Origin of the sequence: Luteimonas abyssi (assembly GCF_001482195.1) — a bacterium.
In the GTDB taxonomy this organism is placed as follows: domain Bacteria; phylum Pseudomonadota; class Gammaproteobacteria; order Xanthomonadales; family Xanthomonadaceae; genus Luteimonas; species Luteimonas abyssi.
The window spans coordinates 3,170,473-3,196,439 of record NZ_KQ759763.1 but is presented as its reverse complement, the minus strand read 5'-3'; the positions used below and the strand labels follow the sequence as shown (position 1 = coordinate 3,196,439).

The window sequence follows — 25,967 nt, the reverse complement described above, 5'->3', positions numbered from 1 at the left end:
GTGGCGGCCGCGCGTCGTCGGACGCCGGAACGCGTCATGCCATGCCCGGGTCGGTCGGCGGGCGCGCAGTGAGCCGTTGCCAGGCGCCATCCAGCAGCCACAGCAACAGCGACGACAGCGCCAGCAACGGCAGGACGATGAACAGACCTGCCGCGGCGAGGCGCAACCAACCGGGCCAGCGGCCCGTCGGCCGGGGCGGAACACCCAGGCCCCGGGCAGGTCGGCGCCGCCACCAGGCCATGGCGCCGGTCACGCACAGCCAGGTGAGTGCCAGCGCGAAGGTGGTGTTGACCCATGGGCCGAACCGACCGAAGTAACGGGCTTCATGGATCTGTACGCCGGTGGCCACCGCGCGTGCCACTGGCGGGAAATCCGACCAGTCCGCCGTGTCCAGCACCCGCGCGTCGCTGCGGTCGAGCAGCAGATACTGCGCGTGCTCGGGTTGCGCATGGGTGGCACTGCGCACGAAAACGCCGGCACCCGGCGGGCCGTCGACCATCAGGAACACGAGATCGCCGCGCAGCCCGTGCGCCCGGGCCCGGGCGAGCATCGCCTGCAGACGGCCTCTGTTGGCAGGGTCTTCGGCGGCGGCCGATGCGTCGCCCTGCGTGTCGGGCGGCGGGGCGAACACCGGCGCGAAACCGGCCGCGGGCGGCGCCTGCTGGCCGAGCGCCTGCTGGACCGGGGCGAGCACACGCCCGCCCCAGAAGCTCGTCCAGGGCAGCGCGGTGAGCAGGAACGCCACGATCAGCAAGGCGAACCAGACCGCGACGCAGGCGTGCAGGTCGCGCCAGAAGATCCGCGGTCCTGCGTGCAGCCGCGGCAGCAGCGCACGCGCGCCGCGGCCATCGCGCGGCCACCAGAGATACAGGCCGGTGAGCACCATCACGATGGTCCAGCCGGCGCCGATCTCCAGCAGCCAGCTGCCGGCGTCGCCGAGTGGCCAGCCACCGTGCAGGCTGCGGCTCCATCCCACCGGCCACGCGCGCCCGGCCAGCCCACCCAGCACGCGGCCGTCGTAGGGATCGACGAAGACCGCGCGCGGCAGGCCGGATGGGTCGTTGAACATCACCTGGGTGCTGCGCGTGGGATCGCCGGGCACGATGACGCTCGCGACCGCTGCGTCCACCGCGAGCCGGGCGGCATCCACGCGGTGGTCCAATGGCACCTGGGCATCGCCGGGAGCGACGAAGCGCAGGTCCGGGTGTCGGTGATCCACCCAGGATTCCGACCACAGGTACACGGTGCCTGTGACCGATTGCCAGAGGACGAACGGGATCACCAGCAGGGCGGCCATGAAGTGCCACCGCCATGCGCGCTGGCGCAGCGGTGCGGCGTGGGGCGGGCGGTGGCCGGAGCCGGCGTGCGCGGGAGGCGTCATGTCAGGGTGTTGTGTGCATCGCGTGGAAGGAGCGGCGGCGCGGCTCCCATCGGGGCGCGTGCCCCGGCGCCGGGACGGCGGTCGTCCGGTCCATGCCTGAAGCGGCCCGGCGCGCGCGAGGCGCTCGGGCCGCCGGGCGAAGAGGCTAGCAAGCCGTGTCCGCCGACGGATGCGACATTTGGTCGCATGGGCAGGCCGTGGGCGACTGCCTACGCTACCGGTCCGTCGCCGTCGCCCCATCCGGACCCCATGCCTCGCAGTCGCTGTACGCTCGTCCTGTCCATCACGCTCGTGCTGTTTTCCGCGCATGCGGCCCAGGTGCATGCACAGTCGCAAGGCGACGGTGCGACCACGCTCGACGGCATCGAGGTGCGCGGCCAGCGCGTTGGGCTCGACCGCGACGCGGCTGGCGCCACACGCCTGGACGCCAGCGTCCGCGAGACGCCGGCATCGGTGTTCCAGGTCGATCGCGACACGCTGGAGGCGCGCGGCGTGCGGACCACCCAGGAGGCGCTGTTCGCGATTCCGGGCCTGGTGGTGGCCTCGCCGCCGGGACACGGCAACGCGGTGACCTGGCGCGGCTTCTCCGGCAGCCAGGTCACCCAGCTGTTCAACGGCATCGACGTCAAGTACGCCTCGATCGCCGCGCGTCCGGTCGATGCCTGGATCTACGAGCGCATCGAGGCGATCGGCGGGCCGTCGAGCTTTCTGTACGGTGCCGGTGCGGTGGGCGGCTCGATCAACTACGTCACCCGCATGGCCGACTTCCGGGCCGACAGCGCGGGTGGCCTGGCCCGTGCCGGCTCGCACGGCGCCAGCGTGCTGGCCGGGGGCGTCAACCACCGCTTCGGTGGCGATGCCGCCACCCACGCGCTGCGCCTGGATGCCGCGCGCAGCACCCGCGACGGCTGGGTGGACGCCGAGCGGCGCGAGGGCTGGACGGTGGCGGGCTCGCTGGCGTCGCGGCTCTCGCCCACGCTGGTCCACACCCTGGCGCTGGAGTACCAGAACGAGGACAACCGCCGGGTCTACTGGGGCTCGCCAGCGATCGTCGGCGACAGCGGCCGGCTGGAGGTGCTTCCCGGCGCGGCCGGCCGCAACTACAACGTCGCCGACGGCTTCTACGGCCAGGAGGTGTGGTGGGGTCGCTCGCTGCTGGAATGGGATGTCGGCGCGCTGGGCCGCATCGTCAACACGCTGTACCACTACGATGCCCTGCGCGACTACCGCAACGTCGAGAGCTACCGCTGGGACGCGGCCCGCGCGGGCGTGGTGCGCTCGGGCGTGCTGCAGCAGCGCCACGATCAGCAGGTGACCGGCAACCGCACCGACTGGCGGCGCGACGGCCGGCTGGCCGGCCTGCCGACGCAGTGGACGGCCGGCCTCGAGGTCAGCCACAACCGGCAGACCCGGTTCCCGCAGTCGATCGGCGGCGAGGTCGACGTGGTGCCGGTGGAGTCCCGCGTGCCGGGCGGGTTCTTCGACATTCCCGGCACCGCGCCGGGGCACGTGCCCGGCGCCACCAACCGGGTGGACACCGTCGCGGTGTCGATGGAGAACCTGACCCGCTTCGGCGACCGCTTCGGCCTGATGACCGGCCTGCGGCACGAGCGCATCGATCTGGACGTGGTCAACCACAGGGCGCCCACCGCGACCAACCCCGCGCGCTGGTCGCGCGACTACGCCTCGACCACCGGCCGCATCGGCCTGAGCGCGGAGGTGTCGGACCGCAGCAACGTCTACGTGCAGGTCAGCACCGCGGCCGATCCGCCGGCCGGCATCCTGTCCACCGCGGGCTTCTCCGCGCTGCGCGATTTCGATCTCAGCCGCGGCCGGCAGGTCGAGGCGGGGGCCAAGACCGACTTCGCCGACGGCCGCGGCAGCGCCACGCTGGCGGCGTACCGCATCGTGCGCGAGAACCTGGCCATCGCCGATCCCGACACCCCCGGCCAGACGTTGCCGGTGGGACAGCAGTCGGCGCGCGGCCTGGAGGCCACCCTGGACGTGCGTCCCGTCGAGGCGCTGCGCGTGCAGGCCAACCTGGGCTGGGTGGATGCACGGCTGGACGAGTTCTTCGAGAACGTGGGCGGCGTGCCGGTGTCGCGTGCCGGCAACCGGCCGGCCAACACCCCGGCGCGCGTGGGCAACCTGTGGCTGGATCTCGCCGTCGCCCCGCACTGGTCGATCGGCACCGACCTGCGTGCGGTGGCCTCCCGCCACGCCGACAGCGCCAACACGCTGCGCACCGCCGGCTACGCACTTTGGGGCGCGTACGCGCGCTGGCAGGCCACGCCCGAGGTCAGCGTCACCGTGCGCGGGCGCAACCTCGCCGACCGGCGCTACGTGCTGCATGCCATCGGCACGCAGATGGTCTATCTGGGCGAACCCCGGGGCGTGGACGTGGAAGTGCGCGCGTCGTTCTGAGGGCCATCCGCGGCCGTGCCCGATCCGTCGCCCGGCGGTGCCATCATCGACGAACGAGAAGAACAGGAGCATCACCATGACATTGCGAACCCTGTCGTCCGCGTTGCTCGCCGCGCTGCTGCTGTCGGCATGCGGACAGGCCTCGCACGAGGCCCATGACGGCCACGATGCGCCGGCATCGGCGAACGCGCCGCCGGGCGCCTCCGAGGCGATGCCGGCGGCCGGGGTGTCGGTCGAGCAGCCATGGGTCCGGTTGCCGCCGCCACCGGCCGCGGTGGCGGCGGGGTACATGACCCTGGTAGGCGGCGACCGGGACGATCACCTGATCGCCGTCGAGACCGCGGCCGCCGAGCGGGTGGAGATCCACGAGATGCGCGAGACCGACGGCGTCATGCAGATGCGGGAACTGACCGACGGCCTGCCGCTGTCCGCCGGTGCCCGGGTGGCGCTGGCGCCGGGTGGGTATCACCTGATGCTGATCGCACCCGACGCCGGGCTGGCACCGGGCGCGCGGCTCGACGCGACGCTGGTGTTCGAGCGTGCCGGCCGGGTGCCGGCGGTCTTCGAGGTCCGCTCGGCCACCGGCCAGCCGGCCGATGCGCACGAGCACGTTCACTGACCGCATTCAATCGTCGGGCGCGCCGCGCTCGTTGCCGGGGCGCTTGCCCAGCTTGCGTTGCAGGGTGCGGCGGTGCATGCCAAGCAGGCGGGCGGTGGCCGAGATGTTGCCGTCGGTCTCGATCAACGCCTGCTGGATGTGTTCCCACTCCAGCCGGCGCAGGGGAATCATCGCCGGCTCGGCCGGGACCGCGACGGGGGCCGATGCCGGCGCACCGCGCAGCGCCTGCAGCAGCAGGTCCGCCGAGACCGGCTTGGGGATGTAGTCGTCCGCGCCGCGCTTCATCGCCTCCACCGCGGTCGCCACGCTGGCGTAGCCGGTGACCAGCAGGATGCGCATGTCCGTGCGCAGCGCACGCAGCGGCTGGATCAGCTCCAGGCCGCTGCGGTCGGCGAGCTTGAGGTCGAGCAGGGCGAAATCCGGGGGTTGCGCCCGGGCGCGCGTCAGCGCGTCGTCCGGCGTGGTGGCGGTCGTGCAGGCGAGGCCGCGTCGCCCGAGCGCGCGGGCCAGCGCCTGCAGATAGACCGTGTCGTCGTCGACCAGCAGGCCGTTCATCGTGCGGCCCCGTTGGGCGCCTGCGCCCCATCGCCGAGCGGCAGGCAGAAGCGCACGATGGTGCCGCCACCCGGCGCGTCCTCCACCGACAACGTGCCGCCAAGACGCTCCAGGGTGGCATGCGACAGTGCCAGGCCCACGCCCATGCCGTTGGCCTTGGTCGTGCGGAACTGGATCGGCAGAAACGGCGCCTGCGTGTCGAAGCCCGGGCCATGATCGCGTACCGTGCCGTTGAGCGTGCCCGCCTCGAAGGCGAGCGCGAGCTCGACACGGGGCATGCCGGCGGCATCGGATGCGTCGGCGGCGTTGTTCAGCAGCACCAGCAGCAGGTGGCCGAGCGCACGGTCCACGCCGAGCCCGGCTGGAAGGCGGCCGGTCTGGACGAAGTCGACCGTGGGCCGGATCAGGGTCCAATGCTGGAGCAGGCGCTCCAGCGCGACCGGCGCCTGATGCGCGGGGTCGGCCGGGTCCGCGAGTGCACGCACGCGCCGGCCGCTGGTCTCGACCAGTTGTCGCAGCGTCGCGACATCGGCGGCGGCCTCCGGGGACAGCTCGCCAGCCTCGAGTTCCTCCAGCAGCAGTCCCATCGTGGCCAGCGGGGTGTTGAGTTCGTGCGCGACCGAGGCCGCATGCGTGGCCAGGGCGACGATGCCTTCGTCACGGGCGAAGCGCTCGCGCAGCATCGCCAACTCGCGCTCGCGGGCGTCGCGTGCGGAGGCCAGACGCACCAAGAAGTAGACCACCAGCACCACCGACAGCAGGAAGTTGATCGCCATGCCAGACAGGTGCAGGTCGAGGCCGTCGCCGTGCATGTGCGGCAATGGCCGGGCCAGGGTCACCGCGAACAGGTAGCCCGACACGCTCGCCACGCCGGATGCGACCGCCCACGGCGCCGGCAGCGCCAGCGCCGCCAGCGCCACCGGCAGCAGGAACAGCGACGCGAACGGATTCGCGATGCCGCCGCTCCACGCCACCACCCAGGCGAGCACCGCGGTATCGACCAGCACGTGGGCGAAGGCCTCCGCCGCGGTCGCCTCGGTGCGCCGGCGGAGCCGCAGGCCCACACCGACGTTGAACGACGTCAGCAGCACGATCGCCCCCCACAGCGGCGCACCGGGCAGATGCAGATGCAGGTGGTGGACGCCGAACAGCATCGCCAGGACCAGGCACGCCGCCGCGATCCAGCGCAGGGTGTGCAGGCTGCGGACGAGTGAGGTGGCGGCGTCTGGCATGGCTGGCATCTTAAAGAGTCGGGCGATCGGTCAACTGCGACGTTTGGTCGCAGGTGCCGCCCCTTGGCGCATCAAGGGCGCCGATCCGATGTCCGCTGTTCCGGCGAGCGGTCATTGACGTACGAGTGAGCAGACGAACTTCGTGCCCTTGCGACAGCCCGGAGTAATGTGAGTCGTATTGTGTGTCAGCGCACCACCAAGGCTAGAAAAATATTTTTTGAATTCAGTTGTTTATGATGATATTTCGATGGTGGGCCACCATCTGGGCAACTGGTCCTGCGACCTTGATCGGGCGGATCGGCCGGCACTTACTGTTCTCGCGTGCCACATGGTGGCTCGTTCGGATGATCCGATCAGTCCGTTTCGAGGACGGTTCCGGCGTCACGGAACCGGGTGCCGCCGCGGCAAGCTGACCCGCAGGGACGTCCGGCGCCTTCAGCGGCCGTGCGCGCTGCAGCAGCTGGACCACACGCGACAGCGCGACGGCCTTGTATGCCGGCAGCGCGACGACCCACATCGGCAGGTCGACCAGTTGCCGGTCGGCGAGCGGCTCGCTGATCGCGTTCGCCGCACTGCCGGCGACGATCAAGGCGCAGGTCCGTGACTGGACGCTGCTGGCGCTGGTCCTGGTCGCGGTGGTCCTGGTGCCGGTGGTGACCAGCTAGCTGCAGAGGCCGCGTGGCGACCAACCATGCGCGAGGTCCCCGCTGGCCTATTCGTGCTGGCCCTGCCGAGCCTGGAGCGCAGGGCGAGAGGTCTCCCGCCCTGCGTGGACTCCGTCAGACGCAGGAGTCCCGGAGGCAATACTCGTACTGGACCAGGCAGAAGTCCCAACCGCCACCTTGCAGGCACTCGTTCAACAGGTACTCGCAGTGCGGCGCCGGGCAGTGCTGGGCGGCTGCACCCATGGACGAGCCGAGCAGCAAGGCAGCGAATGCAAGCGAAACGACACTCCGTATCTTCCTTTTCACAGTGATCTCCTTGGTCGCCCCAATGGGCACATCCACGCTACGTCAGTGCTCCGGGAGGTCCAAGGTGCGGTGCAGCACGCTCCCGGCGGTGCTACCCGAGGTCCGGTTGCAATGAGTACATCGGCGCTCACCCCCAGCAAACCCGGTTCGTCGCCGAGTACCCGAAGGACGTCACTCGCTTCGCTGAGCCTGGTGGCGTGGCTGGCCTGGCGCGATCGCGACCCACCGCCGACCTCGATGCGCGCGCAGCCAGATCATCGCTGGCGCGGAGGCGCGCCCGGATCACGTCGTCTCGCCGGTGGTCAGCCGCGTGTCGATCGACACCCCGCCCTTGATCGCCAGGGTCACCGGCGTGCGCTCGGCGATGTCGGCGAGCTTCGCGCGCTGCGCGTCGTCCAGCCCGCCGATCACCAGCACGCGCTCGATGCGATCCGCACCGCCTTCCGCCGGCCTGAGGTAGCGCAGCGACACGTCGAGTGCGACCAGCGGCCACTGCTTGCGTTCGGCGTACATCCGCAATGTCATCAGCGTGCAGGCGCCGAGGACGCCGAGCAGCAGGCCGAAGGGGCGGGGCCCCGTGTTCCGTCCGCCCAGCGCCGCGGGCTCGTCGGCCACCACCGTGTGTCCGCCGATGTTCATGGCGACGGCATAGTTCTCGTCGCCGAGATGGGCCGTGGCCCGGCCCAGGGTGAGCGCTGCGCTGCGCGGCGTGGCGTCGTCGGTCATCGCAGGGCTCACGACAGGGCCGGCACGGGCGGTGCGGGCGCGTCGGGCAGCGGAATGCATTCGGCGTCGTCGGCATCGGGCAGCTTCATGCGGCCGGCCTTCCAGTCCGCTGCGGCCTGTGCCAGCCGGTCCTTCGACGAGGACACGAAGTTCCAGTACAGAAAGCGCTCGCCCACCGGATCGCCCCCGAGCAGCATCACCGTCGAGCGTTCCAGGGCCCACAGCCAGGACGGCGCCTCGTCCAGCACCAGCAGCCTGCCGGGGCCGTAGGTGACGCCGCCGATCTCCACCGCACCGGTCGCGATGTAGACGGCGCGCTCCGCGTAGCCGGCGGGAATTTCCGCCGTCGCGCCGCGCTCCAGGTCGAGGTGCACGTAGAACTGCGGGGAGTGGGTGACGACGCCTGCGGTGAGACCGTAGGCGCTGCCGGCGATGAGCTGCCCGTGCGTGCCGCCGTCGCTCCACTGCGGCAGATCGGCAGCGCCGTGGTGCGAGAAGGCGGGCGCCGTGTCCTCGTACTCCCGCGGCAGCGCCACCCAGGCCTGGATGCCGTGCAGGCGGTCGCCATGCGCGCGAGCGCGTTCGAACCGCTCGCTGTGGGTGATGCCGCGACCGGCGGTCATCCAGTTGACCTCCCGCGGACGGATCGCCTGCGCGTAGCCGAGGCTGTCGCGATGCATGATTTCGCCGGAGAACAGATAGGTGACGGTGGACAGGCCGATATGCGGGTGCGGACGCACATCGGCGCTGCGGTCCACGCCGGCCGGAATGTCCACGGGGCCGATATGGTCGAAGAGGATGTACGGGCCGATCATGCGGCGTTCGGAGGTGGGCAGTACGCGGCCGACGTCCATGCCGCCGCCGAGGTTCCGGCGCCGCTGTCTGATGACCTGTTCGATCATGGTGGGTGTGCTCCATGCCGCATCCATCGATGCGGGGTCGGGATCAAGGGGCGCGAACGCCCTCGTCGGGATCGAACATCGCGATGCCCGCCTTGGCTGCGGTGACCGGCACTTCGTTCTGCAGCACGTCCCAGTGCTCGGCGAGCCGGCCATCCTCGACCCGAAACATATCGACCACCACTTGAGGCGTCTCCGCCCAGCCGCGGATGCGGCCGTGGATGGCGACGAACGCGCCCTCAGCGACGATCAGTCCGGGCTCGTAATGAACCGTCTCGGGCAGGTCCGCGACCAGCGCGCGCAATGCATCGCGACCCTGGGGAATGTCCGGGTTGTGCTGGATGTAGCCCGGCGCGTACAGGCGCTCGACCGCCGAGGCGTCGCGGCGCTGAAACAGCGAGGTCATCGCGTCGAGCACCAGTGCCCTGTTGCGTCGGGGGAGGTCGTCGATGCGGCGTTCGGCGGGCCGGGTGACGGCGATCGTCCCGAGCATCCGCAGGAACTGCCCGTCCGGCAGGGTCGCGAACGAATGCACCACGCCGCGATCGTAGTCCTGGACGTTGGTGACCGTCGCGCCATCGCGTTCCTGCCAGCTGATGGCGAACAGGCCGTTGCCGAGCGGCACGACCTGGATGTCCACGGTCTCGGTGCGGGCGAAGGGGCCGTCCTTGATTTCGAAGGTCAGCTGCCGCGTCGACAGCAAGGTCAGACCGACCTGGAAGTCCGGATAGGTGACATCCATCTCCTGACCCACGGGGAAATGCGACAACGTCATTCGAGTACCTCGTCTGGTGCAGGGCGGCCCGTTCGCGGAGAACGGGCCGGCGATCCGATCCCGGCGCGGGGCGACGGCGCGGCGCCGGCCCCGCCCGGATCGACGGGTCAGCCCTTCGCGGGCACCGGCGTGTTGAGCAGTTGCTGCTCCCAGAAGTAGGCGATGCCGCTGGCCGTGTGCGGCCCGATGGCATCGTTGAGCGCTTCGGCGGTGTCGCGCGCCCAGTCGCGCTGCCATTCGGCGGCCACGGCCAGCCAGGTCATGGGGTTGCAGCCGGCGGCGATCATGCGCTGGATGGCGACTTGATGCGCCTCGAGCGAGGTGCCGCCCGAGGCGTCGGTGACGACGGTCACGTCCCAGCCTTCGCCAGCCGCCTGGATCGCCGGCATGGCGACGCAGACCTCGGTCCACAGTCCGGCGATGATCAGCTGCTTGCGGCCGGTCGCCTTGACGGCATCGACGGTCGGCGTGTCTTCCCAGGTGTTGATCAGGGTGCGGTCGATCACCTGCTGGCCCGGGAACACATCGGTGATCGTCGGGAACAGCTTGCCGCCGCGGGCCTCGAGCACGCTGGTCAGGATCGTCGGCACGTTGAACGCCTTGGCCGCCTTGGCGAGTGCGGTGGTGTTGTTGATCACCATCTGCGGGTCGTGGCTGTTGAGGTTGGCCAGCTGGTAGGGCTGGTGGTCGATCAGCACGAGCACGGAGTCCTCGGGGCGAAGCAGCGAGTCGAGGCCGTTACGGAAGGTCATGAATCCGTCCTTTGTAGGAGGTGATGGGTGGAAGTGGGGGAGCGAAGCGCGGACGCCGGGAGGCGCCGCGTTGCCGGACGAAACCTTGTCACTCCTCCACGGGGCGCGGTAGCGCCGTCATGGGCCCAGCTGTGTCGCAGGAACGGGAACGCGGAGCCGCCTGCGGGATGTGCGATGCTGTGATGCGCGAAGGGGAACGCCGGCATGGACATCGAAGAACTGCGGACATTCGTGGAGGTGGCCGATGCCGGGGGCGTGTCGCCCGCCGCACGCAGGCTCGGGATCTCCAAGTCGATCGTGAGCCGGCGCCTGGCCCGGCTGGAAGCGGCACTGGGTGTGCAATTGCTCGCGCGCAATACACGCGGCGCTGCGCTCACCGAGGCGGGGGTCACCTTCCGCGAGCACGCCGCGCGCGCCTGCGCCGAGATCGACGCGGCCATCGACGCCATCCTGCCCAGCGGCGAGCTGCGCGGCCGTCTGCGCATCGCGGTGCCGCTGTCGTTCGGTCCGACCCACTTCGCGCCGGTGCTGGCGGAGATGGCGCGCGCGCACCCGAGGCTGCACATCCACACCGTCTACAGCGACCGCTTCGTCGACCTGATCGCCGACGGTTTCGATTGCGGGATCCGGGTCGGCACCCTGCGCGATTCCAATCTGCTGGCCCGGCGCGTCGGCCCGATCCGCGGCTCCCTCGTCGCCAGTCCGGAGTACATCCGTATCCACGGCGCGCCGGAAACGCCGGAGGAACTGTTGGGCCACGAGGCCCTCATGCAGGGCACCGAGTCGTGGCGGCTGATGGACGGCGACCAGATTCTCACCGTGCATCCGCAGGGCCGGTTCAAGGCCGACAACGGCACCGCGCTGGTCGCCGCGGCGGTGGCCGGCCTTGGCATCGCGGCGGTACCCGATGGCCTGACCCACGAGCACGTGGCCTCGGGCGCGCTGGTGCCGGTGATGACCCGCTACCCGCCACCGGAAGCGGGCGTGTACGTGGTCCGCCCACCGGGCCAGCACCCCTCGCAGAAGGTGCGCGTGCTGACCGAAGTGCTGATCGCCTGCTTCGAGGCGTCCGAGAACTTCTCGCACGGGCCGCGCTGAAGGCCGCAGTCCGTCTTGTGGCCACGCCGTGGCGGTACCGATGCCGACGACGATGCTGCGCCGGCCGCCCCGATCGATCCTGCTGCGAGAGTGCGCCGGTCAGCCTTGCGCGGTCGGCCGGATGACGATGCTGCCGACGTCGACCTCCGGCGGCTGCATCAGCGCGTAGAGGATGCCGCGCGCGATCGCGTCGGGCGGCATCGCGATGTCGCCCAGTTGATCCTCGATCATGGCCTTGGCCGATGCGTCGCTGATGGTGTCGACGAAACGGGTGGCGGTCATGCCCGGCGACACCTCGGTCACGCGCAGGTGCGGCCCGGCCTCCTGGCGCAGGATCTCGGTGGCGGTGCGCACGGCGTTCTTGGTCGCGGCGTATACGCCCATGGTCGGCACGTTCTGCAGGCCGGCGGTGGAGACGACGTTGACCACGTGGCCACGCGCCTGCCGTGCGAACACCGGCAACGCCGCGGCGATGCCGTACAGCGTGCCGCGCAGGTTGACGTCGATCATCGCGTCCCAGTCGTCGACCTGCAGCGCGTCGAAGCGCGAGATCGGGCCGATGCCGGCGTTGTTGATGATCGCGTCGAGGCGGCCGCCCTCGGCGACGGCGAAGGCCACCAGCGCTTCCACCTCGTCGCGGCGACGCACGTCGGTGGCCTTGCAGGCGGCGCGGCCGCCGGCGGCGACGATGCCGGCGACCACGGCGTGCAGCGCGTCCTCGCGTCGCGCGCCGAGCACGACGAACGCGCCGTGCGCGGCGAGCAGTTCGGCGGTGGCGCGGCCGATGCCGCTGCTCGCGCCGGTGATGACGATGGTGCTGCCTTCGATGCCCATGTGGTTTCCTCGGGTGTGGTTTCGTCCGCGGAAAAAATATGGGACAAGTGCGGGGCCCTCCATGCGCGCAGGTCTACGATGTCGTCGCGATCGTCTTCGCCAGGTCCCGACCCGTTGTCGGATGTGCTCGACGTGCTCGGCGCGCGGGTGACGCGGCGGACCCGTCTGGAAGCCGGCGGCGCGTGGGCGTTCGCGTTCCCCGCGGTCGACAGGCTGAAGTTCGTCGCGCTGCTGCAAGGCGCGCAGTGGATGCTGCTGCCGGGGCGTGCGCCGCAGCGGATGGTCGCCGGCGACGTGTGCGTGCTCGGGTGCACGCCATACACCGTGGCCAGCGACCCGGGCCTGGCGCCCGCCGACGGCGCCGCGATGTTCGCGGCATCCGGCCGCGACACGGTGTGCGTCGGCGGCTCGGAGACGGTGGGGGTCGGGGGCTCGGTGACGTTCTCCGGTGCGAACGCATCGTTTCTGCTGGCGATGCTGCCGGATTTCATGCTCGTGTCCGGATCGGCACCGGCGTCGGGCGCGATCGCCGCGGTGCTGGCGCTGATGGCGCGCGAGGGCGACGGCGAGACCCTGGGCGGCGACGTTGTCGGCCACCGGCTCGCCGACGTGCTGCTGGTCGAGGCGATCCGGATCTACGCCGCGGGTGCGGCACGGGACGGGACCGGGTGGCTCGGCGCGCTGGCCGACCCGCGGATGGGCCGCGCGCTGCATGCGATCCACCGCGACATCGCACGCCCCTGGACCGTCGCGACGCTGGCCGACGTGGCCGGCATGTCGCGCGCGGCCTTCGCCGCAGCCTTCGCCGCGCGTGTGGGGCAGTCGCCGCTGGCCTACGTGCGGACCTGGCGGCTGACCGTGGCCCGCGCCGCGCTGATGCGCGGCGACACCACCGTCGAACGCGTGGCCGATACGGTCGGCTACGCCTCGCAGAGCGCCTTCGCCCATGCGTTCCGGCGCACCTTCGGGGTGTCCCCGGGCGCGAGCGCCCGATCGTGACGGCGCCCGTCGCCGTGCTCCTCGCCGGACGCGTCGGGTCGGTTCGCTGATCGCTCGTGGCCCGTCCGGGCCGCTTCGACACCCAGGGCGAATGCCGACGCGCGGGGGCGGACTGACGGATGAACCGTCGCGCGGGTCCCAGGCGTGCACGGCCGCACCGCACGTCCTCGATGCGAAGCATGAACGGTTAAGCACCGATCCCGTGTCCGGACGGGCGCGTGCGACGTGGGCGATCACCGCGTCGTGGCGCGGTCGGCGGGCCACCTGCGGAGAGATATCGAGCGGGATCCGCGCACGCGCGCGGATGGCGCGGGTCCGTGCCCGGAGGCTCTTTTTCGCAGCACTCACCCGGCGCTACCTAGTGTGGTCGCCTTCCTTGGTGCCTGTCGAGTCCGTCGATGCCGGTCGTGTCCGCTCTCTCCCCGTCCGCTGATCGCCGGGCCGACGACGCGTCTCCCTTCGCGCCGTCGCTGGCACGCGACGCGCGCGACGTGCTGCACACCCAGCCCACGCTGCCGCGTCCCGGTGGCGGCCGGACCCTGGAGCGCTGGCGCGCCCTGGCGCAGATCGCCGCCCGGGATCTTTCGCTCGTCAAGGTGCTGGAAGCGCATTACGACGCCCAGGCGATCTGTGCGGAGCTGGATGCGGACGGCCCGCGGCCCGGCGAACTGTGGGCGGTCTGGGCGGCGGAGCCGCCACATGCGCAGGTCCACCATACCGACGGCGTGCTGCGCGGTCGGAAAGCCTGGTGCTCGGGTGCGGATCTGGTCAGTCACGCACTGCTGACCGTCGTGCTCGAGGACGGCCGGCGCGGTCTCGCAGCGGTGGATCTTTCGGTCTCCGGCATCTCGCGTCAGGACAGCGCCTGGCAGGCGATCGGCATGGGCGCCGTCCGCTCCGGCGAAGTGGTGTTCGAGGCTGCGCCTGCGCGTCTGGTCGGTGGCCCTGGCGACTATCTCGAACGGCCAGGCTTCTGGCACGGTGGCGCCGGGATCGCCGCATGCTGGCTCGGTGCGGCCGGTGCCGTGGCGGAGCGGCTGCGCCGGCATGCCGCCGTCGCGCGCGACGCGCATGCCGCCGCGCATCTGGGCGCGATCGATGTCGCGCTGTCGACCGCCATGCAGGCACTGCGCGCCCTCGCGGCCGCGGTCGACGCGCGGCCGGAGCATCCGCATCGGCATGAGGTGATGCAGGTGCGTGCGGCGGCGGAGGCGGCCTGCACGACCACGCTGGAGCGCGTCGGCCGTGCGCTGGGCGCTGGGCCGCTGTGCCTGGATCGCGAACACGCGCAACGTTGCGCGGACCTGACGGTGTTCGTCCGCCAGACCCACGCCGAGCGCGATCTCCAGGCCATCGGCGAGGCGATCGCCGGGGAGGCGTCCGCATGGCAGCTGTGACCGCGACGGCACGCGCCACGCCGGCGGACCCCGTGGCTCCCCCGCCCCGGATCGCCGGGCACGGCACGTCCGAGGCCGAATGGCGCGCGGCCGGTTGGCTGGACGCGCTGCCGCGCTGGAACATCCGTACGTTGCTGGGCGACGCCCGCCGGCTGGTGGTCGTGGCGCCGCATCCCGACGATGAAGTGCTGGGTGCCGGCGGCCTGATCGCCGCGGCCGCGGCGCTCGGATTGCCGGTGTGGATCCTGGCGTTGACCGACGGCGAGGCCTGCTATCCCGACGCACCATCATTGCCACCGGCCATGCTGGCGCGCATGCGCCGCGCGGAACTCGATGTCGCCCTGAACCGGCTGGGGGTGCAGAGCGGCGGTGTCGAGCATTTCCGCCTGCCCGACGGCATGCTGCGGCACGAGGGCGCCGCGTTGGTCGGCCGCATCCATCGCTTGCTGCAGCCGCACGACCTCATCGCGACCACCTGGGCGCGCGACGGCCATCCCGACCACGAGGCCGCGGCTGCGGCGGTGGCCGAAGCGACGACCTGCACGGGCTGCCGCCGCCTTGAGTTCCCCGTCTGGGGTTGGCACTGGTCGCACGCCGACGGCCGCGACATGCCGCGCGAGCGCATGGGCCGGCTGGATCTCGATCGCGGATTGCTGGCACGGAAACTGTGGGCCATGCGCGCGTTCCGCAGCCAGACCGGCCGCGGCATCGACGTCGATGCGCCGATCCTGCCGGATCGCGTGCTGGCGCGTTTCCGTCGCTCCTTCGAAGTCTTCGTACGATGAGCGTGCAGAGCGCCCATTTCGAAATGCTGCATGCGCAGCCCGATCCGTGGGGCGTCACCCGCCGCTGGTACGAACAGCGCAAGCGCGCCCTGCTGATGGCGAGCCTGCCGCAGGCGCGGTTCTCGCGCTGCTGGGAGGCGGGGTGCTCGGTGGGCGCGTTGACCGCCGCGCTGGCCGAGCGCTGCGAGGCGGTGGTCGCCACCGACGCCGCTGCCGCGGCCGTCGAGCGCGCGAGCCAGCGCCTGTCGGCATTCGGGCACGTGCGCGTCGAGCGCCAGGCGCTGCCCGACGTATGGCCCGATGGCACGTTCGACCTGATCGTGGTCAGCGAGCTGGCCTATTACCTGGATGCCGGCGCGCTGGACCGGTTCGTGGACGGCCTGCCGGGCATGTTGCGGGAGGGCGGCACGCTCGTGGCCTGCCACTGGCGCTGGCCGTTCGACGACCGCCGCCTTGAAACCGACCGCATCCATGCCGCCTTCGCGCGGATCGGTCTGCCGTCGCTGCTGTCGTACCGCGACGCCGACATCGCGCTCGACGCCTGGGGCCCCGGGCGGTCGGTCGCGCAGGCGGAAGGTCTGGTGCCGGTGCCGGCGGAGGCCTCGGCATGATCGCGGTGCTGGTGCCGGTCCACAACGAGGCGGGTCTGCTCGATGCATGTCTGGCATCGATCCGCACGTCCGCAGCGATCGCGGCGTTGCAGGGTGAGCGGGTCGAGATCGTGGTCGCGCTGGACCGGTGTACCGACGCCTCCGGCGAGATCGCCCGGGCGCACGGTGCGCACGTCGTGACACTGCGCGCGGGCGCGGTCGGCGCAGCACGCGGCGCCGCCGCCGAATGCGCGATCGCGCTGGGCGCGCGTTGGTTGGCCAATACGGATGGGGATACCCGGGTGCCGGCGGACTGGCTGGTCGCCCAGGTCGCCATCGGCGCGGACGCCTTCTGCGGCATGGTGGCGGTGGACGACTGGCTGGATCGCCCGGCCGCCGTCGTGGAGGCCTTCCAGTGCCGGCATCCTGCGCTGACCGGACATCGTCACGTCCACGGCGCCAACCTGGGTCTCTCCGCCGATGCCTACCGGCGCTGCGGCGGATTCGCTCCGCTGGCGAGCGGCGAGGATGTCGCCCTGGTCGACGCGCTGGAGCGCATGGGCATGACGATCGCGCGGCTGCCACAGCCGAGGGTGATCACCAGCTCCCGTCGCGATGGGCGTGCGCGGGGCGGATTCGCCGATTACCTGTCCGCGCTCGAGGAGGTCGCCGGCCTGCTCGGTCCGCCGGTCGCCGTGGCGTCCTGATCCACCGGCGCGCGTCCGGTCCGCACGGATCGCCACGGCCCGGCGACATGCCCCGCGCTAACGTGCATCTCGCACACGGGAGAGCTTCGATGACGACGAATACGATGTGGATCTGCACGATGGTCGCCGCGATCGGACTCGCGGGATGCTCGGCCGAACGCTGGTCCGAGCGCGATGCGCAGACGCGCTGCGAGCGGATGGTGGGCGAAGTGCTGGATGAAGCGGGGGGCGGCGACCTGTCGTTGCCGGAGCCCGTCGTCGCCGCCGCTCCGGGGGGCGATGGATACCTGGTGACCTGGCATCAGGTCCGCATTGCCGAGACGGGCGCGCACGGGCCGCCGCGCGACGCCACCACCGTGCAATGCCAGTTCAGCCTGGAAGGGGACGTCGCGTGGATCGAGTTCGACGGCGAGCGCGTCTTCGATCCGGCCACGCGGACCGACGCGGTCCGCGCGCAGCGCGACGCGGCCGCGTCCGGTGCCGACGACGACACCCAACGCTGACACGGACCGTTCGGGAGTCTCCGCCGCGCGCCGGCCGGATCGATGCGGTCAGGCCTCGTCGATGGCCAGGACCGCGAAGCTCGCCAGCCAGTGCTCGCCCATGTAATCGCCGGCGACATGGGGGAGGCCGGCGTCGAGGTGGCGGTGCGCGGCGTCGAGCAGGATCGCGCGTCGTACGTCGTCCCCGGGGACCGCCTGCGCGAGCGCCCGCCAGCACCAGGCACGGCTGAGGTTGAGCCCGTCGAGATGCGCGATCTTGCCGTCGGTGCGATCGCTGACCGCGACCGGCGAGAACAGCGTGGCCGGTGCCCGGTCCGCAAGCCGGGGCAGGAAGCGGTCGAACCAGGGCAGGAAGTCGGCGGGCGCCAGCAGCCGGCGCATGCATTCGGCCTCGATCAGCGCGGACGACTGGAAGTCGTCGCCACCCGGCTCGCCCCAGGCCGGGCAATCCGCATCCTCGCCATACCAGCGCAGGGCGGTTTCGCGCAGCAGCGAGGCGAATGCGGCGTCCTGTGTCGCGACCGCATGGTCGGCGGCCATGCGCAGGCCGAACGCGGTGTTGAAGTGCGTGCCCACCCGGACCGGATACGCCGAGAGCGGCAGGAAATCGCGGAAACGCTGCACGAAGACCGCGGCCAGCGGCGCCAGCCGCGCGTGCCAGGGCGTTCCGTCCAGCAGCGAGAGTTCCGCCGACAGTTTCAACAGCCAGCCCCAGCCGTAGGGACGCTCGAAGCCGCGCGACGTCGGCGCCTCGAGATAGCGGCATTCCGCTGCGACCTTGTCCTCCACGAATTGCGCGTCGAACAGGGCTCGGATGTCCGCGGCGGCCTCGCCGTCGGGATGGCGGCGCAGCAGGCGCGCCAGCATCCAGTAACCGTGTACGCACGAGTGCCAGTCGAAACTCCCGTAGAACAGCGGATGCAGTGCGCTCGGCGTCCGCGCGTCCTCCGGCCCCGCCAGGACGTGGCCGGGCTTGTTGGGATACTCGCGCCGGACATGGCCGAGGGCGATGTGCGCGAAACGGGCGGCGAGCGTGTCGGTCAGGACGGGGAAGGCGGTGGTCATCGCGGTAACGACTCCTTTTTCGGCGCGGCGGGCGAAGATCTCGGTCAACCGCGGTGTGATGTAGATCGGAAACTGGGTGGCGGCGAAGTAAGGCGCCGGCCGCGGCGAACCGGCGGTGCCCAGTGCGGACCACACCAGACCGACGTTGCGGTTGCCCGGCACGAGGCCGGCGCCCGACCGCTCCGCCGTCGTGCCCGGAAACGCGAGCGCATCCAGGACCTGCAGGCCGAGCTTGCACGCGAACGTCAGGCCGATACAGGCCGATGCGAGCGACGGCGCCGCTTCGATCTGCGCGCGGACGCCGGACATCGCGGCCGGTGCGAAGAAGATCGGCGCCGTCAGCACCGTCGCATCGAGGCCACGGGTAGCGAGCGCGCAAGTCTCGCACCAAAGCAGCGCCGCAGCAGCAGGGCGGTTCCCCCGGCGCCGCCGACCGACAGCACGAGCCGTGCACCGGGCGCGACCGGATCGCGCGTGAGTCCCGCGACTCCGGCGGCGGAGGCGTTGCGGCGTGCGGTCACCGATGACGGCGATCTCGTCGTGCGGCCGCGGGCCGATCCGGGTGCAGCCCTGGCGAAGCTGGAGGCGCGTGAGTTCGACGCGCTCATCGGCGGCCACCCGCAGGGGGTCGCCGCCCGCAGGCGTCGCGATCGTGGAACCGTCCGCCCGGCCGCCCGGCTTCGCCATCGACCTCCCGTATCTCGACAGGCTTCCGGAGGACCCGCTAGTGCGCCGGTTCGTGGATGCGGTCGGCCGCTGCGTCAGTCCGCGCTGGCGGCCTGGGCCGCCGCCTGCTGCGGCACCCGGCGGATCTGCGAGGTGTCGTATCCCAGTCCGGCGATGAAGGCGATGCGGGCCTGGTAATCCGCTTCGGAAATGCTGGGCGTGCGCGCCATCAGCCAGACGTAGTCGCGCTTGCTGCGGCCGACGATGGTCTGCTGGTAGTCGTCGTCGACGTAGACGATCACGTACTCCGCCTTGATCGGCCACACGAACTGCATGCCCCAGATCGCGCCGTTGCCTTCCTCGCGCACGGTGCCGACCGGATGCATGGTGCGCACGCGTTCGTCGTGGCCGCCCTTGCGGTAGCGGAACGTGGTCTGGATGCGGCCGTCGTCGCGCAGCGCGTAGGTCTCCACCGAGTCGTAGGCCTCGCGCTCGATGTAGGTGGGAATCTGCGCGATCACGTACCAATCGCCCATGAAGCGCGGCACGTCGACGTGGGCGGCCGGCGGGATCTGCCGGGTGTCGTTGCCGCTGCAGGCGGCGGTCATGGCCAGCGCCCCGACGAACAGGGCGCGCGCGATGAAGCGGTAGGGACGCATGGCGGTTCTCCGGGGTGCGTGGCGGCGGCTACGTGGGCGGCGCCTGTGGTATGCGGCTCGGACATCGCTCGACGGCCTTCAGTCGCGGCGCGCGAAGCGGTAATGGGCGACCAGCCATTCCTGTCCGTCGGCGTAGCCGAACAGCTCGGCGCAGGCCATCCAGAAAATGCGCCAGCGCTGGAACCACAGCGCCGCGCCGGCGTCGCCGTAGGTCTGCCGCATCAGCGCCATGATCGGTTCGCGCTGCTGGTCCTGGCGTTCGAGCCAGTGGTTGGCGGTGCGCGCATAGTGGGTGCCGTCGAGCAGCCAGCGTTGCTCGAGGCGGACGTGTTCGGGGAAGTGCAGCAGCGTGTCGGCGGCCGGCATCAGGCCGCCGGTGAAGAAATGCCGGCCCATCCAGTTGTCTTCGCCGGCGGTCTCGTACGGGTACATGAGGTGGCGGTGGGCGAAGATGTGGACGAACAGCTTGCCGCCCGGGCGCAACCAGCCGGCGATGCGCTCCAGCAGCACCGCGTAGTTGCGCACGTGTTCGAACATCTCCACCGACACGCAGCGGTCGAACTGCGCCGGGTCCAGTGCGAGCGCGTTGACGTCGCAGGTGATCACACGGACGTTGTCGATGCCGCGTTCGCGACAGCGCGCTTCGATGTGTTCGCGCTGGCCGTTGGAGTTGGACACCGCGGTGATCCGCGCGTCGGGGTAGCGCTCGGCCATCCACAGCGTCAGCGAGCCCCAGCCGCAGCCCAGCTCCAGGATGTCCTGGCCGTCGGCGAGTTCAGCGCGCTGGCCGTAGAGCTCGAGCATCGCATCCTCGGCCTGGTCCAGGGTTTCGCGGCCGGTCGGGTAGTAACAGCTGCTGTACTTCAAGCGCAGGCCGAGGGCGTGGCGGAAGAAGTCGGCGGGCAGTTCGTAGTGCTGGCGGTTGGCGGCATCGGTGTGCAGGGCCACCGCACTGCCGCGCAGTTCCTGCAGCCGGCGCTCGAACCGGGCCGACTGCGCTTCCAGCCCGCCTTCGGATTCTTCGGCCAGGCGCTGCGCGCACAGGCGGCGGATGCCGATGCGCAGCGCCGCGTCGGGCACCAGCCCACGCTCGGCCAGGCCGATCAGGCCGGGCGCCGGGGTGTCGTGGTGCAGGGTGTCGTCGTCGGTGGCGGCGTTCATCGGGCGGACTCCTTGCGGCGCGGGGGCCAGGGAAAGAACATCGAGGTGGTGCGCTGGTAGTCGCGATAGGCCTCGCCGCGGCTGCGCAGGGATTGCCGCTCGGTCCACGGCACGCCGCTGAGGTAGCGCAGGAACACGTACATCACCACCGGGCCGGCCCACGTCAGCCACCACAGCGGCGCGCCGACCGCGAGCGCCACGTAGGCGAACCAGTGCAGCCATTCGAAGAAGTAGTTGGGATGGCGCGAATACCGCCACAGCCCGTCGCGGCACACCCCGCCGCGATTCCCGGGATCGGCGCGGAAGCGCGTGAGCTGGCGGTCGGCGACGGTTTCGCCGGCCACCGCGATCGCCCAGATCGCGACGGCCAGCGCGATCCATGGCCACAGGGTGGTCTGCGGGCTATCCGCCGCGACCACGAACGGCAGTGCGAACAGCGGCGCCAGCAGCGCCTGCGCCTGGAAGAAGACGAAGAACTTGCCCTGGTGGCCCTGCCAGTGATCACGCAGATAGCGGTAGCGGCCGTCCTCGGCCTCGCCCACGCGCGCCCACAGGTGACGGGCCAGGCGCAGGCCCCAGGCGCCGCCGAGCACGGCCAGGGCGATTCGCGCCTGCACCGCGCCGTCGCCCACGGCGGCGGCCAGCAGCGCCGACGCGGCCACCGTGCTCGACCACACGGCATCGACGATGTTGGCGTTCGCGGCGCGCCGCTGCCAGGCCCAGGCGGCGGTCTGCGCGAGCGTGGCGCCGATCCAGATCGCCAGCAGGAGCGTGGTCGTGCTCACGCTGCCGGCACCGCGGAGCCCGACGCCGGCCGGTAGCCCGGCCGCGCCATCAGCAGATGCGACACGCCGATGGAGCGCTCCCGGAAGCCGCCTTCGCAGTAGGCGAGGTAGAACGTCCACATGCGCACGAACGCCTCGTCGAAGCCTTGCGCATGGACGTCGGGCAGCCGCGCCAGGAAGCGCTCGCGCCACAGCTGCAGGGTACGGGCGTAGGAAAGGCCGAAATCGTCCTGGCCGATCAGCTGCAGATCGCCGGTGCGGGTCTTGGCGTCGAGCATCGCCGCAAGCGACGGAATGAAGCTGCCGGGAAACACGAAGCGCTTGATGTAGTCCACGCTGTCGCGCGCCTGCGCGTAGCGATGGTCCTCGATGGTGATGGCCTGCAGCAGGGCGAGGCCGTCGGGTTCGAGCAGGGTGCACAGCTTGGCGAAATAGGTGTCCAGGTAACGCGCGCCGATCGCCTCGATCATCTCGATCGACACCAGCCGGTCGTAGCGGCCGTCGAGGTCGCGGTAGTCGTCCAGGCGCAGATCGACCAGGTCGCCGACGCCTGCGGCGTCGATGCGCGCACGCGCCAGCGCATGTTGTTCGCGCGAGATCGTGGTGGTGGTGACGTGGCAGCCGTAATGGGTGGCTGCGTGCACCGCGAACCCGCCCCAGCCGGAGCCGATCTCCACCACCCGCATGCCGGGTCGCAGATCCAGGCGCCGGCAGATGCGGTCGAGCTTGCGGGTGGAGGCGATCTCGAGGGTGTCGTCCGGCTGCTCGAACAGCGCCGACGAGTACATCAGGTCCGGCGACAGGAACAGGCCGAAGAAATCGTTGCCGAGATCGTAGTGCGCGGCGATGTTGCGGCGCGCGCCGGCCCGGGTGTTGCGGCGCAGGGCCGCCCAGCCGCGCAGCGCGAGGCCGCCCAGGCGCGCGAGGCCGTTCTCCATGCCGTCGAGCAGATCGCGGTTGCGCAGCAGAAGGCGCACCAGCGCGACCAGGTCGTCGCAGCGCCAGTGGCCTTCGATGTAGGCCTCTCCGGCGCCGACGCTGCCCTGCGCGGCGACCGCACGGTAGAAGGCCGGGTCGTCGACCTGTACGCGGACGGCCAAGCCGTCGGCGGCGGGCGCCCCCAGGCGCCTTTCGCCCCAGGCATCCACCAGATGCAGCTCGCCGTGGGCGAGGGTCGCCAACTGGGCGAGCAGGCGCTGGCGCAACCAGCCGTCGAGACCGGACGGGTGGCTGCGGGATGTGGCGTCGGCGAGCTCGGTCATGGCAGGTGACTCATGGCAGGGGATTCATGGCAGGGGCGCGGTCTTGCGCGGGTGATCGTGGACAGGTGCGCGCTTGAACCAAAGCCGCAGCGCCTGCCAGTGGATGGTGCCGACGACCTGGGCGGTCATCAGCGGGTAGCGCCACAGCACGCGCGCCAACCCGGACGCGTCGAGCGGTCGACGTTGCAGCGACAGGGTGGCATCGAATGTCCGTACGCCGTCTCGCTCGACATCCATGTGGACACGGAGATCCTCCCCGGGTGCGGTGAAGCGCCAGTGATAGCCGCAGTCCATCGGCATGAACGGCGAGACGTGGAAGCGCTTGTCGAACCGCCAGCCCCAGGCGCGCCCGCGGCGTTCGCCGGCGGCGATGTCGAGCACGTAGGCGTGGCGTTCGCGCCAGGGCGTATTGGTGATGTCGGCGACGACGGCGTCCAGGGTGCGGCCGTCGGCGCGGTAGCAGTAGTAGAAGCTCACCGGATTGAACTGCATCCCCGCATAGCGCAAGTGGGCGAGCAGGCGGATCGGGCCGTCCGGGGCGCGGCCGGTCGTCTCCGCGACCCGTTCGCGCACGGCGGTGTCCAGGTCGATGGCGGTCGGGCGCAGGAAGTCGTCGCGACGGAAGCTGGCGAGATTGGCGCGCTCGCGCGACCACAGCCAGCGGCGCGCGAACACCCGGTCGAGTTCCGACAGGTCCAGGTAGAGCTGGGCCATGCGGTAGCGGAACGCGTGCGCCACCGGCGCGTGCCGGCGATGCCGCACCCAGCCTTCGTAGACCGCGCTGTGCAACGGCGCCGACGCGTTCACGCGGTAGCTGCCGCGGGCGCGCCCGCGAGCGGCGCGGGCGGCGACAGGGTTGCGGGATCGAGCGCGGCGACCACGTCGCGCGCGCTGCGGATTCCGTCCTCGTGGAACCCCCAGCCCCAGTAGGCGCCGGCGAACCAGGTCCGCCGATGGCCCTGGATGCGGTCGCGCGCGCGCTGGGCGGCGACCATGGCGTGGTCGTAGACGGGATGGGCGTAGCGCATCCGCGCGATCAGCCGGTCGGGCGCGATCGCGGCGGTGCGGTTGAGCGTGACCACGTAGGTCTCGCGCGCCTGCAGCCCCTGCAGCAGGTTCATGCAGTAGCTCACCGTGCAGGCCGCGTCGTCGTGCTCGGGAATGTGCGCGTTCCATGCCGCCCAGGCGGCGCGACGGCGCGGCAGCACGGAGGTATCCGTGTGCAGGGCGACGTCGTTGGCCTGGTAACGGATCGACGACAGCAGCGCACGTTCCTGATCGCCGGGATCCTGCAGCAGCGCCAGCGCCTGGTCGCTGTGGCAGGCGAGCACCACATGGTCGAAATGCTCGACCCCGCGTGCGCTGACCACTTCGACCGCATCGGCATCGCGCCGAACCCCGAACACCGGGCAGGCGGTGCGCGCGTCCACCCGCCAGCGCCGCCGCATCGCGTCGACGTAGGCCGACGATCCGCCGACCACAGTGCGCCACGGCGCGCGCCGCCCGAGGTCGAGCATCCGGTGGTTGGCCATGAAGCGCACCAGATACTGTGCGGGGAAATCGAGGACCTGGCTCGACGGCGACGACCACAGCGCGCAGGCCATCGGGACCAGATGCGCATCGCGGAACGTGGCCCCGTAGCGATGCGTCCGCAGATACTCGCCCAGGGTGGGGCCGGGGCCGTCGAGATCGAGCAGGGCGGGAGCCTGCCGGTAGAAGCGCACCAGATCGCGCAGCATGCCCCAGAAGGCGGGCGAGGCGAGGTTGCGCGGCTGGCAGAACAGGCCGGAGAGGCTGCCGGCGTTGTACTCCAGCCCATCGGCGTCGCGATGCACCGAGAAGCTCATCGTGGTCTCGCGCGAGGCCACGCCGAGTTCGTCGAACAGCGCCGTCAGCAGCGGATAGTGGGTCGGGTTGAACACGATGAAGCCGGTGTCCACCGCCAGCGCCCCGGCGTCGTCGTGCACGGTATGGGTATGGGTATGCCCGCCGAGGCGCGCTTCGCTCTCGAACAGCACGACCTCGTGGCCGCGCGACAGCCACCAGGCCGATGCCAGTCCCGAGATGCCGCTGCCCACCACCGCGATGCGCATCCGCGTCAGCCCCTGGCCTTGGCCAGCACCCAGTCCGGGATCGGCTTGAGATCGCGGACCAGTCCGAATGCCGCCAGCAACCGCAGGCCGTACCAGGTCAGGTCGATCTCCCACCAGCGGAAGCCCTGACGCACGGTGCCGGGGAAGAAATGATGGTTGTTGTGCCAGCCCTCGCCGAAGGTCAGCAGCGCCAGCCACAGATTGTTGCGGCTGTCGTCACGGGTGTCGAAGCGGCGGCGGCCGAACCGGTGCGCCAGCGAATTGATCGTGACCGTGGCATGGAACAGCACCACGGTGGACACGAAGAACCCCCACACCAGCAGTTGCGGACCCGAGGTGCCCAGGCCGGGCGCCACGCGTTCGAGAAGTGCGCCGACCCCGAACAAAGCGGCGGCCAGCAGCACCGGCACCACGATGTCGTAGCGATCGAGCCAGCGCAGTTCGGGAAAACGGGCCAGATCGGGGATGCGCGTCCAGTCGGTGCGGAATCCGTCCCGTGTCAGGAACCAGCCGACATGGCTGCGCCAGAACCCGTGCACCACCGGCGAATGCGGATCGCCTTCGAGATCGGCATGCCGATGATGGTTGCGGTGGTGCGCGGCCCACCACAGTGGCCCGCGCTGCACGCTGGACGCGCCGATGGCTGCGAACACGAACTGCACCGGCCGCGAGGCGCGGAACGTGCGGTGCGAGAAATAGCGGTGGTAGAACGCGGTGATCGCGAACATGCGGATCGCGTACAGCGCCACGGCCACGGCCACGGCCACCGGCGAGATGCCGACCCAGAACACCGCCAGGCAGGCCAGGTGCATGCCGATGAACGGGATCGCGCGCAGCCAGTCGATGCGATCGGCCCCGGCGCTGGATGCGCCGCCGGCATCGTCGTCGCCCGGCATGTCGGTGTCGAACCAGCGCCGCAGGCTGGCGCGCAGCCGCGCCCGACGCGACAGCGGTCGGGCGGAGGGAGGCGGGGAAGGGGTAGCGGCCGACATGAGAAATTCCGGACGTTAGACACACGCGATACGTGAT

The 25,967-nt window shown here is 71.2% G+C and carries 26 protein-coding genes; 9 read left to right on the top strand and 17 right to left on the bottom strand.

Annotated elements, in window-relative coordinates:
* Positions 1-34 precede the first annotated feature (34 nt).
* Positions 35-1,381: a PepSY-associated TM helix domain-containing protein gene (locus RG19_RS13870; protein ID WP_058835782.1), complete on the bottom strand. Its 1,347-nt coding sequence runs from the start codon at positions 1,379-1,381 to the stop codon at positions 35-37.
* A 249-nt stretch (positions 1,382-1,630) separates the two neighbouring features.
* Between RG19_RS13870 and RG19_RS13865 the strand changes: the two genes are divergently transcribed.
* Both RG19_RS13865 and RG19_RS13860 read left to right on the top strand, forming a co-directional pair.
* Positions 1,631-3,805, top strand: coding sequence for a TonB-dependent receptor (locus RG19_RS13865; RefSeq protein ID WP_058835781.1), 2,175 nt, complete (start codon positions 1,631-1,633; stop codon positions 3,803-3,805).
* 76 nt (positions 3,806-3,881) lie between these two features.
* Complete coding sequence (locus RG19_RS13860) at positions 3,882-4,424, top strand: copper chaperone PCu(A)C (RefSeq protein WP_058835780.1); 543 nt, start codon at positions 3,882-3,884, stop codon at positions 4,422-4,424.
* 6 nt (positions 4,425-4,430) lie between these two features.
* On the opposite strand, the gene RG19_RS13855 is transcribed toward RG19_RS13860, so the two are convergent.
* The 7 genes from RG19_RS13855 to RG19_RS13825 form a co-directional block, all read right to left on the bottom strand.
* Positions 4,431-4,979: a response regulator transcription factor gene (locus RG19_RS13855; protein WP_058835779.1), complete on the bottom strand. Its 549-nt coding sequence runs from the start codon at positions 4,977-4,979 to the stop codon at positions 4,431-4,433.
* Complete coding sequence (locus RG19_RS13850; RefSeq protein ID WP_082672680.1) at positions 4,976-6,211, bottom strand: ATP-binding protein; 1,236 nt, start codon at positions 6,209-6,211, stop codon at positions 4,976-4,978. The genes RG19_RS13855 and RG19_RS13850 overlap by 4 nt, the downstream gene beginning before the upstream one ends.
* Positions 6,212-6,434: 223 nt before the next feature.
* The gene (locus tag RG19_RS17695; RefSeq protein WP_157515279.1) at positions 6,435-6,800 is read right to left on the bottom strand and encodes a hypothetical protein; all 366 of its coding nucleotides are present in this window, start codon (positions 6,798-6,800) and stop codon (positions 6,435-6,437) included.
* A 664-nt stretch (positions 6,801-7,464) separates the two neighbouring features.
* Positions 7,465-7,908 (bottom strand): OsmC family protein, encoded by a 444-nt coding sequence (locus RG19_RS13840; protein WP_082672679.1) that lies wholly within the window; start codon positions 7,906-7,908, stop codon positions 7,465-7,467.
* A gap of 8 nt (positions 7,909-7,916) precedes the next feature.
* A complete protein-coding gene (locus RG19_RS13835; protein WP_058835776.1) occupies positions 7,917-8,810 on the bottom strand; it encodes a pirin family protein in 894 nt (297 codons plus the stop codon).
* Positions 8,811-8,853: 43 nt separating this feature from the next.
* Positions 8,854-9,582 (bottom strand): nuclear transport factor 2 family protein, encoded by a 729-nt coding sequence (locus RG19_RS18040; protein WP_202905342.1) that lies wholly within the window; start codon positions 9,580-9,582, stop codon positions 8,854-8,856.
* Between the two features lie 107 nt (positions 9,583-9,689).
* On the bottom strand, positions 9,690-10,334 hold the full coding sequence (locus tag RG19_RS13825; RefSeq protein WP_058835775.1) for a hydrolase: 645 nt from the start codon (positions 10,332-10,334) through the stop codon (positions 9,690-9,692).
* A 204-nt stretch (positions 10,335-10,538) separates the two neighbouring features.
* Between RG19_RS13825 and RG19_RS13820 the strand changes: the two genes are divergently transcribed.
* Entirely contained in the window at positions 10,539-11,432 is an 894-nt protein-coding gene (locus RG19_RS13820; RefSeq protein ID WP_058835774.1) for a LysR family transcriptional regulator, read from the top strand.
* 99 nt (positions 11,433-11,531) lie between these two features.
* On the opposite strand, the gene RG19_RS13815 is transcribed toward RG19_RS13820, so the two are convergent.
* Positions 11,532-12,266, bottom strand: a complete 735-nt coding sequence (locus tag RG19_RS13815) for an SDR family oxidoreductase (protein ID WP_058835773.1) — start codon at positions 12,264-12,266, stop codon at positions 11,532-11,534.
* A gap of 78 nt (positions 12,267-12,344) precedes the next feature.
* Between RG19_RS13815 and RG19_RS13810 the strand changes: the two genes are divergently transcribed.
* From RG19_RS13810 to RG19_RS13785, 6 genes are all read left to right on the top strand, one after another.
* Positions 12,345-13,265, top strand: coding sequence for an AraC family transcriptional regulator (locus RG19_RS13810; RefSeq protein ID WP_058835772.1), 921 nt, complete (start codon positions 12,345-12,347; stop codon positions 13,263-13,265).
* A 398-nt stretch (positions 13,266-13,663) separates the two neighbouring features.
* A complete protein-coding gene (locus RG19_RS13805) occupies positions 13,664-14,662 on the top strand; it encodes an acyl-CoA dehydrogenase (RefSeq protein ID WP_425599705.1) in 999 nt (332 codons plus the stop codon).
* The gene (locus tag RG19_RS13800) at positions 14,650-15,447 is read left to right on the top strand and encodes a PIG-L deacetylase family protein (protein ID WP_058835771.1); all 798 of its coding nucleotides are present in this window, start codon (positions 14,650-14,652) and stop codon (positions 15,445-15,447) included. Before RG19_RS13805 ends, RG19_RS13800 begins: the two co-directional genes overlap by 13 nt.
* The gene (locus RG19_RS13795; RefSeq protein WP_058835770.1) at positions 15,444-16,058 is read left to right on the top strand and encodes an SAM-dependent methyltransferase; all 615 of its coding nucleotides are present in this window, start codon (positions 15,444-15,446) and stop codon (positions 16,056-16,058) included. Before RG19_RS13800 ends, RG19_RS13795 begins: the two co-directional genes overlap by 4 nt.
* Complete coding sequence (locus RG19_RS13790) at positions 16,055-16,744, top strand: glycosyltransferase family 2 protein (RefSeq protein ID WP_058835769.1); 690 nt, start codon at positions 16,055-16,057, stop codon at positions 16,742-16,744. Before RG19_RS13795 ends, RG19_RS13790 begins: the two co-directional genes overlap by 4 nt.
* Positions 16,745-16,833: 89 nt before the next feature.
* A complete protein-coding gene (locus RG19_RS13785; RefSeq protein WP_157515278.1) occupies positions 16,834-17,247 on the top strand; it encodes a hypothetical protein in 414 nt (137 codons plus the stop codon).
* 48 nt (positions 17,248-17,295) lie between these two features.
* Here the strand turns inward: RG19_RS13785 and RG19_RS13780 are convergent, their stop codons facing one another.
* The 8 genes from RG19_RS13780 to RG19_RS13745 all read right to left on the bottom strand — a co-directional run bounded on the left by RG19_RS13780 (position 17,296) and on the right by RG19_RS13745 (position 25,930).
* The gene (locus tag RG19_RS13780) at positions 17,296-18,657 is read right to left on the bottom strand and encodes a DUF2891 domain-containing protein (RefSeq protein WP_202905341.1); all 1,362 of its coding nucleotides are present in this window, start codon (positions 18,655-18,657) and stop codon (positions 17,296-17,298) included.
* Between the two features lie 416 nt (positions 18,658-19,073).
* Positions 19,074-19,637, bottom strand: a complete 564-nt coding sequence (locus RG19_RS13775; protein WP_058835767.1) for a lipocalin family protein — start codon at positions 19,635-19,637, stop codon at positions 19,074-19,076.
* A 78-nt stretch (positions 19,638-19,715) separates the two neighbouring features.
* On the bottom strand, positions 19,716-20,798 hold the full coding sequence (locus tag RG19_RS13770; RefSeq protein ID WP_058835766.1) for an SAM-dependent methyltransferase: 1,083 nt from the start codon (positions 20,796-20,798) through the stop codon (positions 19,716-19,718).
* Positions 20,795-21,583, bottom strand: coding sequence for a DUF1295 domain-containing protein (locus tag RG19_RS13765; RefSeq protein WP_058835765.1), 789 nt, complete (start codon positions 21,581-21,583; stop codon positions 20,795-20,797). The genes RG19_RS13770 and RG19_RS13765 overlap by 4 nt, the downstream gene beginning before the upstream one ends.
* Positions 21,580-22,845, bottom strand: a complete 1,266-nt coding sequence (locus tag RG19_RS13760) for an SAM-dependent methyltransferase (protein WP_058835764.1) — start codon at positions 22,843-22,845, stop codon at positions 21,580-21,582. Before RG19_RS13760 ends, RG19_RS13765 begins: the two co-directional genes overlap by 4 nt.
* 24 nt (positions 22,846-22,869) lie before the next feature.
* Positions 22,870-23,652 (bottom strand): DUF1365 domain-containing protein, encoded by a 783-nt coding sequence (locus tag RG19_RS13755; protein WP_238376650.1) that lies wholly within the window; start codon positions 23,650-23,652, stop codon positions 22,870-22,872.
* Entirely contained in the window at positions 23,649-24,947 is a 1,299-nt protein-coding gene (locus RG19_RS13750) for an NAD(P)/FAD-dependent oxidoreductase (RefSeq protein WP_238376704.1), read from the bottom strand. Before RG19_RS13750 ends, RG19_RS13755 begins: the two co-directional genes overlap by 4 nt.
* Positions 24,944-25,930, bottom strand: a complete 987-nt coding sequence (locus tag RG19_RS13745; RefSeq protein ID WP_082672678.1) for an acyl-CoA desaturase — start codon at positions 25,928-25,930, stop codon at positions 24,944-24,946. The genes RG19_RS13750 and RG19_RS13745 overlap by 4 nt, the downstream gene beginning before the upstream one ends.
* Between the last annotated feature and the right edge of the window lie 37 nt (positions 25,931-25,967).

What these genes read in the sequence shown, in the direction of transcription:
- RG19_RS13850 (WP_082672680.1), bottom strand. Translation starts at nt 6,211, where the DNA reads ATGCCAGACGCCGCCACCTCACTCGTCCGCAGCCTGCACACCCTGCGC.
- RG19_RS13840 (WP_082672679.1), bottom strand. Translation starts at nt 7,908, where the DNA reads ATGACCGACGACGCCACGCCGCGCAGCGCAGCGCTCACCCTGGGCCGG.
- RG19_RS13790 (WP_058835769.1), top strand. Translation starts at nt 16,055, where the DNA reads ATGATCGCGGTGCTGGTGCCGGTCCACAACGAGGCGGGTCTGCTCGAT.
- RG19_RS13825 (WP_058835775.1), bottom strand. Translation starts at nt 10,334, where the DNA reads ATGACCTTCCGTAACGGCCTCGACTCGCTGCTTCGCCCCGAGGACTCC.
- RG19_RS13785 (WP_157515278.1), top strand. Translation starts at nt 16,834, where the DNA reads ATGACGACGAATACGATGTGGATCTGCACGATGGTCGCCGCGATCGGA.
- RG19_RS13795 (WP_058835770.1), top strand. Translation starts at nt 15,444, where the DNA reads ATGAGCGTGCAGAGCGCCCATTTCGAAATGCTGCATGCGCAGCCCGAT.
- RG19_RS13800 (WP_058835771.1), top strand. Translation starts at nt 14,650, where the DNA reads ATGGCAGCTGTGACCGCGACGGCACGCGCCACGCCGGCGGACCCCGTG.
- RG19_RS13865 (WP_058835781.1), top strand. Translation starts at nt 1,631, where the DNA reads ATGCCTCGCAGTCGCTGTACGCTCGTCCTGTCCATCACGCTCGTGCTG.
- RG19_RS13775 (WP_058835767.1), bottom strand. Translation starts at nt 19,637, where the DNA reads ATGCGTCCCTACCGCTTCATCGCGCGCGCCCTGTTCGTCGGGGCGCTG.
- RG19_RS13820 (WP_058835774.1), top strand. Translation starts at nt 10,539, where the DNA reads ATGGACATCGAAGAACTGCGGACATTCGTGGAGGTGGCCGATGCCGGG.
- RG19_RS13815 (WP_058835773.1), bottom strand. Translation starts at nt 12,266, where the DNA reads ATGGGCATCGAAGGCAGCACCATCGTCATCACCGGCGCGAGCAGCGGC.
- RG19_RS13835 (WP_058835776.1), bottom strand. Translation starts at nt 8,810, where the DNA reads ATGATCGAACAGGTCATCAGACAGCGGCGCCGGAACCTCGGCGGCGGC.
- RG19_RS13745 (WP_082672678.1), bottom strand. Translation starts at nt 25,930, where the DNA reads ATGTCGGCCGCTACCCCTTCCCCGCCTCCCTCCGCCCGACCGCTGTCG.
- RG19_RS18040 (WP_202905342.1), bottom strand. Translation starts at nt 9,582, where the DNA reads ATGACGTTGTCGCATTTCCCCGTGGGTCAGGAGATGGATGTCACCTAT.
- RG19_RS13855 (WP_058835779.1), bottom strand. Translation starts at nt 4,979, where the DNA reads ATGAACGGCCTGCTGGTCGACGACGACACGGTCTATCTGCAGGCGCTG.
- RG19_RS13860 (WP_058835780.1), top strand. Translation starts at nt 3,882, where the DNA reads ATGACATTGCGAACCCTGTCGTCCGCGTTGCTCGCCGCGCTGCTGCTG.
- RG19_RS13810 (WP_058835772.1), top strand. Translation starts at nt 12,345, where the DNA reads ATGTCGTCGCGATCGTCTTCGCCAGGTCCCGACCCGTTGTCGGATGTG.
- RG19_RS13805 (WP_425599705.1), top strand. Translation starts at nt 13,664, where the DNA reads ATGCCGGTCGTGTCCGCTCTCTCCCCGTCCGCTGATCGCCGGGCCGAC.
- RG19_RS13760 (WP_058835764.1), bottom strand. Translation starts at nt 22,845, where the DNA reads ATGACCGAGCTCGCCGACGCCACATCCCGCAGCCACCCGTCCGGTCTC.
- RG19_RS13870 (WP_058835782.1), bottom strand. Translation starts at nt 1,381, where the DNA reads ATGACGCCTCCCGCGCACGCCGGCTCCGGCCACCGCCCGCCCCACGCC.
- RG19_RS13770 (WP_058835766.1), bottom strand. Translation starts at nt 20,798, where the DNA reads ATGAACGCCGCCACCGACGACGACACCCTGCACCACGACACCCCGGCG.